The organism is Actinopolymorpha alba DSM 45243 (genome assembly GCF_000373925.1).
Lineage (GTDB): Bacteria > Actinomycetota > Actinomycetes > Propionibacteriales > Actinopolymorphaceae > Actinopolymorpha > Actinopolymorpha alba.
In genome coordinates this window covers 1-16,624 of sequence record NZ_KB892767.1, presented here as the reverse complement: position 1 = coordinate 16,624, position 16,624 = coordinate 1, and the positions used below count along the sequence as shown (strand labels likewise).

Here is a 16,624-nt window from a genome sequence, read left to right as displayed (position 1 = left end):
TCAGGGGTTGGCGGACGCCAGGATCTCGACCGTTCCGTGTTCGCCGTCGACACGGATGCGGTCGCCGCTGCGTACCCGCATGGTGGCATTGCCGCAGCCGACCACCGCGGGGATGCCGAGTTCCCGCGCGACGATCGCGGCATGGGACAGCGGTGCGCCGATGTCTGTCACGACCGCCGCCGCGCGCGGAAAGAGCGGCGTCCATCCGACGTTCGTCACGGTGGTCACCAGGATCTCCCCGGCGTGCAGCTGATCGCCCTCGTCCACGCTGTGGATCACCCGAGCCGTGCCGTCGACCACACCGGCGGCGCCGGGGAAGCCACTGATCGAGTCACTGACCGGGGCGAGTTCGTGGTGGTCGTCGAAGACATCCACCCGGTGGTTCGGGTCGGCGGCCCACCGGAACGGGTCGAAGGTGCCACGGATGAGCGTGGGGTACGGCGGGAGCGCGCGATAGCGTTCGTACGTCGCCCGGCGGGTCGGCACCGCGTCCAGCACCGTGTCGTCGCCGTGGAGGAGGTCGAGGATCTCCTCGATCGGCAGGAAGAACAGATCCTCGCCCCGACCGGTCAGGTCACCGGCGCACACGACGAAGTCCCGCAGGACCCAGAACGCGCGGATCACCTCCGAGCGGGCGTCCTCGCGGGCGCGGGCGGCGACCGCGGCCCGCTCGATCTGGCGGCGCAGCGCCTTGACCTTGCGCGGGTGCGTCCGCTCGAACCTCTGCCAGGCGGCCGTGCGGGCCTCCTCCTGGCGGGCGAGCAACGCGGTCGCATCGTGCTCAGAATCACGAAGGGACTCGAGTTGCCGGTCGATCCATTGCGGATCCTCGGCCGGTCGAGCCGTCGACACCTCGAACTCGTCCGGGCAGCGGTGTCCCCACTGACGGACGTAGGTCTCCCGGTCGAGTTCGCCGCGCGCGACCTGGGCGAGGCCGACCACCGGGCCGAGGCTCGCGAGCTGGTTGGCGCCCTTGTGCAGCCCGGTGAGCAGTGTGGTTGTGTCGGCTTCGCCCACCAGCTTGCCTACCTTCGGACGGATCTGGATCAGGCCCGCGCCGTTCAGGCGGGCGCCCGCTGCGAGCATCCGGCTGACGTCACGCAGGAGGGGGTCGACGGTGGTCCGCCACACTGCGGCGAGGTCGGCGGCGTCGTTCGCGGACCGGATCGCGGTGCGGGCCGCTTCACAGCGTGCGGGCGCCTCCGCGAGGAGCGCCGGCAACCTCTTCTGGTACGCCAGCACCCGCCCGAGGAACGGCACGGCACTCGACAACGCCTCGCGTACGACCTGCCATCGTGACATCGGCAACGGCGGGATCCCCACGGTGTCAGGAATCCGGCCGACGGCCTGCTCGCTGGCCTGCCTGATGAGCTTGGTGACGCCGAGGGCTGTGCCGACCGACATGGTGACGCTGAGGTTGAGATAGAACCTCCCGCCGATGTTGCCGGAGATGCGGTGCGGTCCGACGTGGGAGAGCGACATCGTTTCGGACATGAAGATCCGGACCAGTGACCAGGTGCAGGGCGTCATCACGCTCGGGATGGCCTCACCGAGGTTCGCGCACGTCCACAGGTAGTCGCCGGTCAGGCTGTCGTTCCACTCCTCGGTGCCTGGTGTCGCTGTTGGCAGCCCGGTGATCGGTCGGGCCTGGAGGATGAAGAAGGACCCGTCGTGCATGGCCCATTCGACGTCCATCGGCTGGTCGTAGAGCTCCTCGATGCGGACGCCGAGCCGGGCGAGTCCGGCCGCCTGCTCGTCGTCGAGCACCGCGTGGGTACGCCGATCAGCGGGCACCGCCACCTCGTGCGTACCCTCCGCCGTACGCACGGTCATGACCGTCTTGTCGCTGATCCGCTGCTCGGTGACCGCGCCGCTCGTGCGATCGACGTGATAGGTGTCCGGGGTGACCTGCCCGCCGACGACGGCCTCGCCGAGTCCCCAGGCGGCGTTGACCAGCACCTGGTCGTGGGCTCCGGTGACCGGGTCGGCGGTGAAGAGGATGCCGGCCGCGTCGGCGGGTACGAGCCGTTGCACGACGACCGCGAGCGCGACGTCGCCGGAGGGAACGTCATGGCGGGCGCGGTAGTCGATCGCCCGTGCGGTCCACAGTGAGGCCCAGCAGCGTTTGACCGCCGCCAGCAGCATCGTCTCGCCGTGGATGTTGAGGAAGGTGTCCTGCTGTCCGGCGAACGACATCTCCGGCAGGTCCTCGGCGGTGGCCGAGGAACGCACCGCGACCGCCGGCTCGTTTCCGCCCATCCCCGCATAGGCCTTGCGGATCGCCTCGGCGATCGCAGCTGGCAACTCGCGTTTGGCGAACAGCTCCCTGATCCGCGCGGACGCGGCTTCGACCGACGCGGGCTCGTCCATGGTGGTCCTCGCGAGGATCGCCAGGATCTGATCCCGGAGGCCGTTCCGGTCGACGAACTCCTGGTACGCCCTGGTCGTGAGGTGAAATCCCGGGGGGACGGGCAGGCCCGCGATCGCGAGCCGGGTGAGCGACGCGCCCTTCCCTCCGGTCAGTGCGAGGCTGGTAGCGCGGTTGTCATCGAGCGGGAGCACCCACGAGATCGGTGGTGGGTTCGTCGCCGGTGAGGTCACGTGCGGTCCTTTCCATGCGGAGGGGCGAGGGACTGCGCGAGCTTGTCCCGTGCGATCCCCACCGCGGTGTCGAGGAACTCGCGGGTGGCTTTCGAGATCGCTTCGGCGTCCTCGGAGGAGAGCGGCCGGTCGATCGCGAGCGTGCGGTGCACGGTCTCGGCGATGAGCTCGGCGCGCCGCTCGTCAGAGAGCCTGAGATCGTCGGGCAGCATCGGGCCGGTCATGAAGGCTCCGTACGTCGCCATGCTGATGACGTTGACGTGGTCTGCCAGGGAGAAGTCAGTGCGGACCACGCCGAGGGCCCGCAGGGTCTCGAGGTAGTGCTCGAGTCCGGCGGTGGCCGTCGCCTGGTTGCTCTGGCGCTTCTGCGCGACGAGCCGGCCCAGCACCTCGTTGTCCTGCAGGAGGGCGGCTCGCAGGAGGGGGCGCCGGGCGATTTCGAGCGCCAGGGTGCGAAGGAGTTCGGGCAGCGTGATCCGGTCGGCGGACCGCGTGACCTCATGCTGGATCGCTTCGACCATGACCAGGCGTTCCCGGCGGAGGAGCGCGGCGAAGAGCGTGTCCCGCGTGGTCCAGTGCAGATAGATCGTGCTCTTGGGTACGCCGGCGAGCCGGGCGACGTCATCGAGGGTCGTCTTGTTGTAGCCCAAGCGCAGGATCAGCTCCTCGGCGGCGTCGAGGATGCGGTGGGCGCGCGCCGTGCGCCCTCTTCCGACCATCCGCACTCCCAAGATATTGACCGGATGAGCGTAATTAGTCATTCACTGGACACCCGGAAGCTACTCGCTGGCCATCTGTCGGGTCAAGCCACTGCTCCTCGACCTCGAGGTCCACATAGGTGAGGTCTTCGGTTACCTCGGGCCGGGCCCAATGGCGCTGGCAAGACGACGACGATCCGCCTGCTGCTGGATTTGATCCGGCCGACGTACGGCCCGGTGCGCGTGGTCCAGGCGTTCATGCACGAACCCGAGCTCCTGATCCTCGACGAGCCGACCAGCGGCTCGATCCGCTTATGCGGCAGGAGTTCCTGCAACTGGTCCGGGAGGCTCGGACGCCGGGCAGACCGTCATGGTGGGGGACGTGGACGGGGCGGGATCGCAGGTGTACGTGATCTCCAAGGGCACACGGCTGCGGCAGGCGGTGCCGGTGTCACCGGATAGACGTCCATGACCGCGCATCTTCCTGCTCAACTCCCCGGTGTAATGGTTGTGGTGCGGTAGAAGTCGGCGGCGGTGACGGTGTGCGGGACGCCGAGTTCGGCCGCGACGGCCGCGATTCCGGCGGCGCCCACGGCGAGGTCGGCGTGGCCGTCGGTGGTGAAATACGGGGCGATGAAGGTGTCGTAGTGGGCGCGGGCCTCGGCTTCGGTGTGCTGGCCCAGGAAGGTCCGCATATGCCGGACCGTGGTGTCGGGATCGGTGTGGATCACCTGGAGAGCACGGCGATGGGCGCGAATGACGGCCAGCACGGCGGGGTCGTCGGGCGACAGGTGAGTGGGGTCGACGGCCAGACCCACCGTGGGGATCTGGAAGTGGTCGCCGACCCAGGCCAGCACATTCCAGCCGTACTCGGCGGCGATCGCCTCCGGCGCCATGGTGCTGCCGACGTAGGCGGCGTCGATCTCGCCCTCGCGCAGGTGACGCAGGTCCAGGCCGTAGTCGCCGGGCGGCCGGACGACGCACTGCACATCGCGGTCGGGATCGAGACCGGCCTGGCGCAACACGATGCGGGCGAAGCTGCCGGGCGGGGTGTGCGGCGCGTGCACTGCGAGCCGTTGGCCGGCCAGGTCGGGCAACGAGGTCAGGCCGGCGCGGGCCAGGAACCAGAACAGCGGTCGGTCGGTGTTGACGCTGAGCGCCACCCACGGAATCCCGTCGGTCAGCCGGGACAGCAGCGCCCGGCCGAGACCGATGGTGGCCACGGGCCGCAGCCGCTGGATGTCCCAGGCGCAGCCGTCGCGCAGGGACACGTGCACGCCCTCGGCGGCGTAGAAATCCTCCTGGTCGGCGACGTAGGCGACCAACTCCTCGTGCAGGCCCCGCCCGACGTAGGCCAGATCGATGGTGAGCATGTCCGTGTCCTTTCCGCGCCGGGGCTCAGTACATCGCCAATCCGCCGTTGACCGCGGCGGTGGTGCCGGTCATGAAGGCGTTGTCCTCGCTGGCGTAGAAGGCGACCACGTTGGCCACGTCGGCGGGACGGGCCAGCCGGCCCAACGGGGTCGCGGCCACCTGCCGCTGCTTGACCTCGTCGTCGAGCACGGTCGACATGGTGGTCTCGGCCACCGGACCGGGCTCGACCACGTTGACGGTGACGCCCTGCGGACCCAGTTCCTGCGCGAGGTAACGGGCGAACTGGGTGAGCGCCGCCTTGGCCGTGCCCAGCGCGATCATGCCGGCGCGCGGTTGACGGCTCAGGCCGGTGCCGAGGTAGATCAGCCGGCCCCAGTGGTTTTCGGTCATCGCCGGTAGTACGGCCTTGGTGACCACGAACGCGGCGCGCATCTCGTCGTCGACCTTGCCGCCCAGTTCTTTCCAGGTCATGTCCTGGAACGGCTTGATGGCATACGGCGTGAGCGCGTTGTGGACCAGCACGTCGACGCCGCCCCACGCGGCGCGCACGCGTTCGAGCAGGGCTTCGACGGCCGCGGGCTCGCACACGTCGGCCTGGATGGCCATGGCCTGGCCGCCGGTGGCCTCGATGTCGGCGACGACCTCCTCGGCCGCTTTGGCGCTGTGCAGGTAGTTGATCACCACGCGCATCCCGCGTGCGGCCAGCAGTCGCGCGGTGGCCGCGCCGATTCCACTGCTGGACCCGGTTACCAATACGACCCTGCCGGTTGTGCTGGTCATGATGTGACCTCACTTTCGCTGTCGGGGCGGATCGCACCGCAGAGGACGGAATTCTTCATTCAATACCACTGTCGTACTGCCTCTAGCGCACCTGAGGGAAGGCCATACGAATTCTCTGCAAACGTCTACGCCGGCCCCTTTTTCGGCAAGGGTTCGCCAGACTGTTCAAGTACAACCGGCCGGATATATCGAGTTTTTGCGGTCGGACGCTCCCACCCAGGCCCGAGCGGTGTCGTCCAGTCGTACGAAGAGGCACGCAACACGTTCCAGCTCGCCGCCCGGCTGGGAATTCGGGTGCCGGTGTTGAACGCCGCCGACCTGCTGGTGTTTCCCGTCCTGCTGCGCGATCACGCCATTACCGATCTGGTACGCACGGTCCTCGGGCAGCTCACGGAGGCGCGCGGCGGTCCGCAACCTTTCCTTGACACCTTGGCAGCATTCTTCGAGTCGCAGGGCAACATCACCGCGACGGCTCGGCGGCGCTCCTCGGCGCCCGACTTCTCGACTGGCCCTCGACCCCTCTCTGATCCGCTCCCACCCTTCGGCAACGTGGCCTTGGCGTAGGTGAGGGCCCCAGCACGGGGGTTCTGGGGCCTTCCTCGATACAACTCTCAGCCGAGGACGAGGGGCGCGTGCCATGAGAGTCATCCCAATGAATGAGCTCTCCGGACACCCGGGCGATTCACCAGGGCCAGCTCATTTCCCGCCGGCTGTGACCACTTTTGCCGGCACGTAACCTTCGCCAGAGCGAGCTGTGGGGGCCTTCTTCATAGCGTCGGAACCAGTCAGTGGTCCGCGTCCACGGAGGAAGCCGACAATGTTGGTATTGAACCGCAAAGGAAAAAGTGCCCGGAAAGGGGCGGTCAGGGGAGGGTCGCCGCAGGTGCGGTTTCCGAGGTCGCGGAGCGGTCCGGATGGTGTGCTCGCCTGTGCTGGCTGGGACGGTACGGTCCAGTGGCGGGACGGCGAACGGCTTGAGCGGTTGTTCGAGGAGCGTTGTGACCGGATGCGCGCGCAGGGGAACGCCGACGGGCTCGCGGTGGACGCCGGTGACGTCGTCCTGACGTACGCGCAGCTGGACGAAAAGGCCAACCGGCTTGCTCGTTTCCTGATCGCTGAGGGCGTACGGCCCGGCGATCGGATCGGGTTGCTGCTCGATGACGCGGTGGACGCCTATGCGGGGATGCTGGCCGTGTTGAAGGCGCATGCCGTGTACGTGCCGTTGGACATCGGGTTTCCGCCGGATCGGTTGTCCTACATCGTTTCTGACGCCTCGGTGCGCGTGGTCCTGTCGCTCTCGCGGCTCGCCGAGCGGATGGGACGTCTCGCGGACAGCGTCGATCTGCTGTATCTGGACCGGATGCGGTCGCGGATAGCGGAGCAGTCCCCTGATCGCCTCGACCCCATGGCTGTCGGGGAGCCAGCCGACGATCTGTGCTACGTCATCTACACCTCCGGGTCCACCGGCCGTCCGAAGGGGGTGGCCATCGGCCACCCCGCGGTGTGCAACTTCGTCCGGGTGGCCTCGGAGGTCTATGGCATCACCTCCGATGACCGGGTCTACCAGGGGATGACCATCGCGTTCGACTTCTCCGTCGAGGAGATATGGGTGCCATGGATGGCTGGTGCCACGCTGGTGCCCAGACCCGAGGGGCCCGGCCTGCTGGGTGCCGAGTTGGACGTGTTCCTGCGCGAGCGGCGGATCTCAGCCATGTGCTGCGTTCCCACCCTGCTGGCCACGCTGAACGAGACCACCTCCGAGCTGCGGTTCCTGCTGGTATCGGGGGAATCCTGTCCGCAGGACCTCGTCACCCGCTGGTGCCGCCCCGGCCGTCGATTCCTCAATGTCTACGGCCCGACCGAGGCGACCGTCAGCGCCACCTGGACCCCGCTGGCGCCCGACCGTCCGGTGACGATCGGTGTTCCGCTGCCGACGTACTCGGTGGTCGTCCTGGACCCGGAGCAGGACACCGTGCTGCCACCCGACACGTTGGGGGAGATCGCGATCGGCGGGATCGGGCTCGCCAGCGGCTACCTCAACCGGCCGGACGTGACCGAACGTAGCTTCATCCCGGACTTTCTCGGCATGGCCGGGAATCCGTCCGGCAGGATCTACCGCACCGGGGACCTGGGACGGATCAACGCCCATGGCGAGGTCGAGCACCATGGCCGCATCGACACCCAGGTCAAGATCCGCGGCTACCGCGTGGAGCTGACCGAGATCGAGTCGGTGCTGCTGCGCGTGCCCGGGATCGCCCAGGCGGTGGTCAGCGAGCGGGAGATCATTCCGGGGACCGTGGAACTATGCGCCTACTACACCGCCCGCGACGGCACGGCCGTGGATCCGGAACGCACCCTGACATATCTGCGGGATCGGCTGCCCGGCTACATGATCCCCGCCTACCTCGAACACATCGCGTCGATACCGATGCTGCCCAGCGGCAAGGCCGACCGCCGCCAACTGCCACCACCAACCGGGCCGCGCCGGCTCACCGCACCGGGCGGTGACACGGCTCCGAGCACCGACACAGAACGGGCGCTGGCCGAGCTGCTGGCCGGAATCCTGCGGGTGGACCGGGTCTCCGTGGACAGCCACTTCTTCGACGACCTCGGCGCCAACTCCCTGCTCATGGCGCAATTCAACGCGGCCGCCCGCAAGAGACCGGACCTGCCCGGCATATCGATAAAGGACGTCTACCAGCACCCCACCGTGCGTCAACTGGCCGCGACCCTGGACGAGGCGCCGTCCCCCGCCCCGGCCACGCCACTGCGGCCGGAGGCTCCAGCCGTGGGCACGCCCCGGTACGCCCTGTGCGGGATTCTGCAGTTCGTGGCGTTCCTGGCATATGTGTGTCTTGCTTCGGTCCTGCTGGACGCCGGTACGTCGTGGATGGCGCGGGGACAGGGGTGGCTCAGCGTCTACGAACGCGCGGTCATCCTCGGTGCCGGGGCGCTGGTTGCTGCGGGCCTGCTGCCCGTCGTCGCGAAATGGGTGCTCATCGGACGGTGGAAGCCGCAGCGCATCCGTCTGTGGAGCGTGGCCTATTTCCGCTTCTGGTGTGTCAGAACCCTCATCGCCACCAACCTGCTGGCCCGGCTGACCGTCGGAACGCCGCTGTACACCCTGTACCTGCGGGCCCTGGGCGCCAAGATCGGACCGCGCGCCCTGATCCTCACCCGGTGGGTACCGGTGTGCACCGACCTGCTGACCATCGGGGCCGACAGCGTGATCCGCAAGGAGTCCCGCCTCAACGGCTACCGAGCCCGCGACGGAGTCATCGAAACCGGCCCGGTCACCATCGGTGCCGGCGCCTTCGTCGGCGAGCAGAGCACTCTGGACATCGGCGTTCGCGTCGGCGACGCCGCTCAGCTCGGTCATGCCTCCTCGCTGCACGAAGGCCAGTCGATACCTGCCGGACAGTGCTGGCACGGATCGCCGGCGCAGCCCGCGCCGGAGGGGGCTGAGTACCTCACCGTTCCGCCGGCCCGCTGCGGCCGTCTGCGGCGCGTGTGCCACAGCCTCGTCATGGTGCTGGCGCTGGCGATCACCGTCGGCGTTGCCGAGGTGGTCCTCGCCGCGCTGCTGGATTCCCGGCCCGCGCTGGTCCGCAGCCTGACCGGAGCGGTCGGGCCGGGCAGTTGGAGGTACTACGCCGATGGCCTGGAGATCGCGGCGGCCACGGTATTCGGCCTCGCCATCCTGGGAGCGGTCCTCGTCCCGGTCCTGTCGCGCGTACTGTCCCGTCCCCTCCAGCCGAACACCGTCTACCCGCTGTACGGAGTGCGCTTCACACTCCAGCGCGCCGTCGCCCGGCTAACCAACATCCGCTTCTTCATCACCCTGTTCGGCGACAGCTCGGCGATCGTGCACTATCTGAAGGGCCTCGGATACCGGCTGGCGCCGGTCGAGCAGACCGGAACCAACTTCGGCACCATGCTCAAACACGAGGTCCCCGCGCTCGCCCGGGTCGGCACCGGAACCATGGTCTCCGACGGCCTGTCCATGGCCAACGCCGAGTTCTCCAGCACCTCCTTCCGCGCCGCCCCGGTGGCCATCGGCAACCACACCTACCTGGGCAACAACATCGTCTATCCGGCCGGCGGCAGGACCGGCGACAACTGTTTGCTGGCCACCAAGGCCATGATTCCGGTCAGTGGTCCGGTCAAGGAGAACACCGGACTGCTCGGCTCACCGCCCATCGAGATCCCGCGTTCGGTTCAGCGCGACCACCGCTTCGACCACCTCCGCACGGGACCGGAGTTCCGGCGCCGTCTCGCGGCCAAGAACCGCCACAACGCCATGACGATGGCCCTGTTCCTGACCGTGCGATGCCTCTACGTCTACGGTCTGCTGCTGATCGCCATGCTTCCGCTGGCCAACAACGGCACGCTGTACTGGCTGGAGACGGCCGGCACAGCCCTGCTCGAACTCGCTTTCACAGTCGGGTTCTTCGTCGTGGCGGAACGGGCCGTGCTGGGTTTCCACGCCCTGCGGCCACGGTTCTGCTCCATCTACGAGCGGCCCTTCTGGCGGCACGAGCGGTACTGGAAGGTGACGCCCATCGAGTACCTCGCCCTCTTCAACGGCACTCCTGCCAAACCCCTCGTCTGGCGGCTCCTCGGCGTCCGCATGGGTCACCGTGTCTTCGACGACGGCTGCAGAATCCTGGAACGGACTCTCACCCAGATCGGCGACGACTGTGCCCTCAACGCCGGCACTATCCTGCAGGCGCACTCCCTCGAAGAAGGCGTCTTCAAGTCCGACCGCATAACCATCGGCACTGGCTGCACGATCGGTACCAGCGCCTTCGTGCACTACGGCGTCGTCATCGACGAACATGCCCAGATCGACGCCGACTCCTTCCTGATGAAGGGCGAACACGTACCAGCCCACGCCCGGTGGCGAGGCAATCCTGCGGTTGAGCTGACTGCCGACCGCACCTCCACCCCAAACAGCACCCGCTCTGGCTGAAGCCCGGATTCCCGACGAAGTTCGTGTGGGCGGGTGTGGATCACTTTGCTGTGCGTCTCGCCGCGGCCCCGATCCCGCAACGCCGGCGCTTTCCGACCCGCCGGCAACGCCGCACCGATCTCAACCGAGGCGAACTCGCTGGAGGTATCCATTACGGGCAGTCCTCCTGACTACGAGGTAGCCCCATGCGACCCGCTCACGAACCCACTGGCTGAGGAGTGTTCGCCGCCTTACTACTCGCTGGGTTGGCGGCGCCACTGCCATGCTCGTCGATCACCGTCGACTCGTCGAAGGGGTGCTCGCCAGCGAGGACGGCACGGGCGCGTTTTTTGTCGAACTCCCCGGTCCACGTCCCCACGAGGACGGTGGCCACCGCGTTGCCGGCGTAGTTGGTCAGGGCCCGGGCCTCAGACATGAAGCGGTCGATCCCGACGATCAGGCCAACGCCGTCGAGCAGGTCCGGCCGGTGGCTCTGCAGGCCGCCCGCGAGCGTGGCAAGCCCAGCACCAGTGACACCGGCAGCGCCCTTGGACGCGATCACCATGAAGACCAGCAGTGACACCTGCTCACCGATCGCCAGGGGTTTGCCGAGTGCGTCCGCCACGAACAGCGATGCCATCGTGAGATAGATGGCGGTGCCGTCGAGATTGAACGAGTAGCCGGTCGGCACGGTGATACCGACAACTGGCTTGCTGACGCCGAGGTGCTCCATCTTGGCGATGAGGCGGGGAAGCGCCGACTCCGACGACGAGGTGGACACGATGAGCAGGAATTCCCGCCGGAGGTATGACAGCAGCGAGAAGATGGACAGACCGGTCACCAGGCGCAGGAGAGCGCCGAGGAGTACGAACACGAAGACCACGCAGGTCGCGTAGAAGCCGAGCATGATCTGACCGAGGCTGATGAGCGCGTCCACACCGGTCGCTCCGACGACCGCGGCGATCGCACCGAATGCGCCGATCGGCGCCAGCCACATGATCATCGCCAGGATCTTGAAGACCAGCCGCTGCACCACGGTGAGCGCCGCGATGACGGGTTCGCCGTGGCGGCCCAGTGCCTGGACCGCGAACCCCACGAGCAGGGCGATGAGCAGGGTCTGGAGGACTTCCCCCTGGGTCAGGGCCGACAGGAGGCTGGTGGGGATGATTCCGAGCAGGAAGTCGACGGTGTTCTTCGCCTCGGTGGGCGCCTGGGCCTGGCCGGCTTCGCGCAGCTCCTGGCTGAGGTGCAGGCCCGATCCCGGCTGGATCAGGTTGCCGACGACCAGGCCGATGGCCAGCGCGGCCGTCGACATCACAAGGAAGTAGCCGAGCGCGAGACCACCGACCTTGCCCACCTTGGCGGCCTGGCGAACCGAACCAACCCCCAGGACGATGGTGCAGAAGATCACCGGGCTGATCATCATCTTGATCAGGTTGACGAAGCCGGTGCCGATCGGTTTGAGCTGCGTACCGACATCGGGAAACACCAGACCGACCACGACGCCGGCGAGAACGGCGACGATCACGGCGGGATACAGCAGGTGGGTTCGGTCGCGGCGGACCCGCGACGAGGCAGTGTCGCGCGAGGGTGGTTGGCCGGCCATAGAGATCTCCTGGTCCGTGACGTGTGGTTGTCGTCCCCCGAGATTCACCGCACGACTGTGGCCCAGGTCTCACTCCTTGGCAGCCTTGTGTTCATTGTGTTTCGCGGACGTTTCGGCCCTTGTCTGCCGGCAGCCAGTGGTACTGAACCTCGGGCCGCCCGACCTGTCCGTACTTGGGACGGCGAACGACGATGCCGTTGTCCGCGAGGTACTCGAGGTAACGGCGGGCGGTCACCCGCGCCATCCCGAGCCGCTCGCCGACCATCGCGGCCGACATGCCAGTCGAGGAGCCCTTCACCGTGTCGAGGACCGCGTCGAGGGTCTCGGGGCTCATGCCCTTCGGGAGGTGGGCCTCGGAGCTGCGGAGGGTGCCGAACGCCCGGTCGATGTCATGCTGGCTGGCCGCCTCGCCCTTGACGGCGAGCTGGTCCTGGAACTTCGCGTACCGCTCGAGCTTGTCCCGCAACGTGCTGAACGTGAATGGCTTGAGGAGATACTGCACGACTCCCACCGACACCGCGGCACGTACGACGCCGAGGTCGCGCGCGGACGTCACTGCGATCACGTCGCAGCGCTGGCCGGTGGCGCGCAGGGCACGGCACAGGTCGAGCCCGTGCGTGTCAGGGAGATAGAGGTCGAGGAGCACCAGATCGATGGGTTCGCCGGCGGCGGCCCGGGATTCGAGGATGCGCATGGCATCCCGGCCGGAGTGGGCGACACCCGCCACCGCGAAGCCGGACAGGCGTTCGACGTACAACCGGTGCGCGTCGGCCGCGACCGGGTCGTCCTCGACCACCAGGACGCTGATCACGGCTCCTCCTGTCGTACAACCGGTCGTACGGTCTGCCGTCCGTCGCCACCGGCCTCGCCGCCGTTACCGTCCCGGTCAGACAAAGGGAGCCGGACCGTGAACGCGGCGCCACCATAGTCGCCCCGGGTGACCTCGATCTGGCCGTGCTGCCGGCGTACCGCCTGCCCGACCAGGGCGAGCCCGAGGCCCCGTCCCACGAGCGGGTCACCGGATTTGGTCGACCAGCCTCGCTGGAAGGCGTCGCCCAGCATGGTCGGGTCCAGGCCCGGGCCACTGTCGGCCACGCGGAGGGTGAGCTCGCTGCCGTCGTTGCGTACCGTCACCTGCACCTGTGCGGGCTCCCTGCCGGCGGCGGCGTCGATCGCGTTGTCGACCAGATTGCCCAGGATGGTCACCAGGTCACGGGGCTCGAGGTCGGCGAGCTGAACGCCGGGACCCACCTCGGTGTCCGGGGTGATGAGGAGCTCGACACCGCGCTCGCTCGCCTCGGCCGTCTTGCCGAGCAGCAGTGCGGCGATGACGGGTTCGGTCACGGCGCCGACCACGAGGTCGGTGAGCTGTTGGGCCGACTCGAGCTCAGCGGTGGCGAAGCGTACGGCGTCGTCGGCCCGGCCCAGCTCGATGAGGGAGACGATCGTGTGCAGGCGGTTCGCCGACTCGTGCGCCTGCGAGCGCAGGGACTCGGTGAGGCTCCGGGTGGTGTTGAGCTCACCCATCAGCGCCCGCAACTCGGTCTGGTCCCGGAGGGTCACCGCCGTACCCACCCGCCGGCCGTCGGACTCGGCGGGCGAGGTGTTGATGACGAGGACCCGGTCGTCGGTCACATGGATTTCGTCGCGGCGTGGCTGATCGTCAAGCAGCGCCTGCGTGAGCCCGGGCGGTAGGCCGAGTTCGGTGACCGGACGGTCGTCGGCCTGGGCGGGAAGGCCGAGGAGATGCCGGGCACCGTCGTTGCACAGGGTCATCCGCCGCTCCTGGTCGAGCAGGATGAGACCTTCTCGTACCGCGTGCACCATCGCGTCGTGGTACTCGTACATCCGGGACAGTTCGGTCGGGCCAAGACCGTGGGTCGCCCGTCGGAGCCGCAGGTTGATCACGTAGGTGCCGGCGGCGCCGAGGAGGAGCGCGAGGGCGGCGACCTCGACGAGGGCGATCACCCGGCCGCGCAGGTCCCGCCCGATGGCGTCGAGGGTGATGCCGACGCTGATCAGCCCGCGCACCCGGCCGGCCTCCATGATCGGGGTGACCACCCGCAGCGACGGGCCGAGCGAGCCGGCGTACGTCTCGGTGAACGTCGTTCCGCGTTGAGCTGGCCCGATATGTCCCAGGAACGGCTTCCCGATCAGGGCGGGATTCGGGTGGGTGTACCGCATACCGGACGGCGTCATGATCGTGATGAAGTCGACGCCGGTCTGCGCACGGACCCGGTCGGCGTACGGCTGGAGCACGCGCGACGGCTCGGGCAGGTCGAGGGCCGCGCGGACGGTCGGCGTCTCGGCGAGGGTTTCGGCGACCCCCGTCACCCGTTGGTCAGCGGTTGTGAGGGCGCGCTGGCGGGCATCGAGGTAGGCGACGGCCGTCCCTCCGATGACCATGAGGACCACCAGGAGGACCTGCAGGACGAACAGTTGACGGGCGAGGCTCCACCGCGACGTCCGGCGAACCCGATGTCCACCAGAGCGGTTCAGCATGCCCCACAGTGTGAGACAGGTCCGCGCATCCGCGCTGATGGGACCGCTGGCCCGGTCTCGGCCAGCCCGCAGAGTCCACGGGCGACCACGGTCGGTGGTGACGAGCCCCTGATTTCTCCGGGTGCGCCGAGCTTGTCGGAAGTGGTCCCGGCGGAGCGTTTTGGCGGGCGGCGGGGTTTGCTGCGTAGGCTGCTGCGACGGACTGGGGGGTTAGTACTGAACGGCGACTGAGGATGCGGTGACTGTGAGTGCGCTGAGGGTGGGGACATCGATCGGTCGGTATCGCGTCGACCAATTACTCAACAGCGGCGGCATGGGTGAGGTATGGCGTGGGTACGACCACACGCTCGGCCGCCCGGTCGCGTTGAAGCTGCTCCACGCAGGGGTGAGCGACGCCAACGACCGGGAACGCTTCGTACGCGAGGCCCGGGCCGCCGCACAGCTCAGCCATCCTCATGTCGTCGCCGTCTACGACGTGGGGGAGTGGTCGGGGCGTCCCTACCTGGTGATGGAGCTCCTGGATGGCCGGACCCTCGCCGCCGAGCTGGCCGAGCGTGGACCGCTACCCGTCGTTGAGGTACGCGATCTCGGAGCGCAGGCAGCGGCTGGCCTGGAGGCCGCTCACCGAGCCGGGGTCGTGCACCGCGACATCAAGCCGAGCAACCTGGTGCGTACCCGCGACGGCACCCTGAAGGTCGTCGACTTCGGCATCGCGCGGGTGCTGGACGAGGCGGCGAGCCGGCTCACCCGCACGGGCACGGTCGTCGGGACGGCGGCTTACCTCGCCCCCGAGCAGGCCCGCGGAGTCACGGCCGACGCGCGGTCGGATCTCTACGCTCTGGGCTGCGTGTTGTACCAACTCCTGTGCTCGCGGGCGCCGTTCACCGGCGGCCCCACGGAGGTCGTCTACGCACACCTGCACACCGAACCGGATCCCCCGTCGCGGTGGCGGCCGGACATCCCGGCCGATCTCGAGGCGCTCGTACTCGCCCTGATGGCCAAGGATCCCGACGAACGCCCGGCCGACGCGGCCAGCGTCCGCGCGGCGCTTCTGGCCGGCCCGCCCGAGAGCGCGGCCGACTCGGCCATGACAGCTGCGATCGCGACCCCTGTCGTTCTACCCGCTCCCCCCAGCAGCACTGGTTCACCGGGCGTCGCGGGAGGAGAGGACCCGGGCGATGCGACGTCGTTCTTCTCGCTCGGCGATCGGTCGGAGCGCGGTGCCGGTGAGCATGCCAAGTCCCGGCAATCGCGCAAGCAGATCCTCATGATCGCGGGTCTGGTTACGGCGGGACTGGTGGCGGTGGGGCTGCTGGCACTCTCCACCCAAGGCTGGCGGGACACTCCCAGCACCGCCAGCGGGGACCAGGGCCGTTCGGCCGCACCGGTTTCGAAAACCAACGCTCCTACGACCACGCCGACCCCAACCCCAACCCCAACCACGCCGAGCGCCACGCCGAGCGCCACGACGCCCTCCGCGGCGCCAATCCCGACGTTCGGAACGGCAGCCTGGCTGCAGCAGGTCGACGCCGCGCTCGCCGAACTCGCGGCGACCGGCGCGATCGACTCCGACGTGGCCGACGACCTTCGGTCCACCATCAGTGACGCGCTGAGCAAGTTCGACGAAGGGAAGCCGGGCCAGGCGCGCAAGAAGTCGTTCGAGGTACGCCGGGAGCTGGTGAAGGCGTTCCAGAACGGCGACCTCGCGCAGATCGATCCGCTCCGTGACCTGCTCGGCCCAGCGCTGAACGACCAGGGTGACGGTGGCGACAACGGCGACGGGGACCACCACGACCGAGGTCGCCGCGGCTGATCGCCGCGCCTAGCGGGAGTTTCCGGCCTTCGTAGTTGACCGGCGTGTCTTCCTTGTGGTGCTTGAGGTTTTGGTTCCGCGGTTGTATTACCCATATATGGCGTCGATCGTGGGGAAGCGTCGCGGGAAGCAGACCTACTACTACTTGGTGGAGTCGGCGCGGGTGGACGGCAAGCCACGCATCGTGTCCCAGCTGTACCTGGGCAGCGCTGAGGAGGTGATGGCGAAGCTGTCCGGTGCGCCGGGGGGTGAGCCGGTACGTAGCCAGCACAAGCGGTTCGGGGATCTGGCCGCGGTGT

10 protein-coding genes and 1 pseudogene are annotated in these 16,624 nt (G+C 68.4%); 4 read left to right on the top strand and 7 right to left on the bottom strand.

The annotated features are described in order from the left end of the window. The 4 genes from B141_RS0122445 to B141_RS0122430 form a co-directional block, all read right to left on the bottom strand. Nucleotides 1-2,601, bottom strand: a complete 2,601-nt coding sequence (locus B141_RS0122445) for a PEP/pyruvate-binding domain-containing protein (protein WP_020577433.1) — start codon at nt 2,599-2,601, stop codon at nt 1-3. Beyond that, on the bottom strand, nt 2,598-3,320 hold the full coding sequence (locus B141_RS45975) for a TetR/AcrR family transcriptional regulator (RefSeq protein ID WP_020577432.1): 723 nt from the start codon (nt 3,318-3,320) through the stop codon (nt 2,598-2,600). The genes B141_RS0122445 and B141_RS45975 overlap by 4 nt, the downstream gene beginning before the upstream one ends. A gap of 467 nt (nt 3,321-3,787) precedes the next feature. Beyond that, a complete protein-coding gene (locus B141_RS0122435) occupies nt 3,788-4,672 on the bottom strand; it encodes an ABC transporter substrate-binding protein (RefSeq protein WP_020577431.1) in 885 nt (294 codons plus the stop codon). Between the two features lie 25 nt (nt 4,673-4,697). Beyond that, entirely contained in the window at nt 4,698-5,453 is a 756-nt protein-coding gene (locus B141_RS0122430) for an SDR family NAD(P)-dependent oxidoreductase (protein ID WP_020577430.1), read from the bottom strand. Nucleotides 5,454-5,747: 294 nt separating this feature from the next. Between B141_RS0122430 and B141_RS0122425 the strand changes: the two genes are divergently transcribed. Both B141_RS0122425 and B141_RS0122420 read left to right on the top strand, forming a co-directional pair. Next, entirely contained in the window at nt 5,748-6,017 is a 270-nt protein-coding gene (locus B141_RS0122425; RefSeq protein ID WP_026257468.1) for a CdaR family protein, read from the top strand. Between the two features lie 319 nt (nt 6,018-6,336). Next, entirely contained in the window at nt 6,337-10,425 is a 4,089-nt protein-coding gene (locus tag B141_RS0122420) for a Pls/PosA family non-ribosomal peptide synthetase (RefSeq protein WP_026257467.1), read from the top strand. Between the two features lie 196 nt (nt 10,426-10,621). Here B141_RS0122420 and B141_RS0122415 read toward each other — a convergent pair whose 3' ends face one another. From B141_RS0122415 to B141_RS0122405, 3 genes are all read right to left on the bottom strand, one after another. Further along, complete coding sequence (locus B141_RS0122415; protein ID WP_020577428.1) at nt 10,622-12,010, bottom strand: C4-dicarboxylate transporter DctA; 1,389 nt, start codon at nt 12,008-12,010, stop codon at nt 10,622-10,624. A gap of 91 nt (nt 12,011-12,101) precedes the next feature. Then, a complete protein-coding gene (locus tag B141_RS0122410) occupies nt 12,102-12,821 on the bottom strand; it encodes a response regulator (RefSeq protein WP_020577427.1) in 720 nt (239 codons plus the stop codon). Beyond that, a complete protein-coding gene (locus B141_RS0122405) occupies nt 12,818-14,512 on the bottom strand; it encodes a sensor histidine kinase (protein ID WP_020577426.1) in 1,695 nt (564 codons plus the stop codon). Before B141_RS0122405 ends, B141_RS0122410 begins: the two co-directional genes overlap by 4 nt. Before the next feature lie 244 nt (nt 14,513-14,756). On the opposite strand from B141_RS0122405, the gene B141_RS42150 reads away from it, so the two are divergent. Together B141_RS42150 and B141_RS42145 are read left to right on the top strand one after the other, a co-directional pair. Next, nucleotides 14,757-16,325 (top strand): protein kinase domain-containing protein, encoded by a 1,569-nt coding sequence (locus tag B141_RS42150; protein WP_157181203.1) that lies wholly within the window; start codon nt 14,757-14,759, stop codon nt 16,323-16,325. A 97-nt stretch (nt 16,326-16,422) separates the two neighbouring features. After that, nucleotides 16,423-16,624, top strand: a pseudogene (locus B141_RS42145) (IS1634 family transposase); the annotation flags it as partial.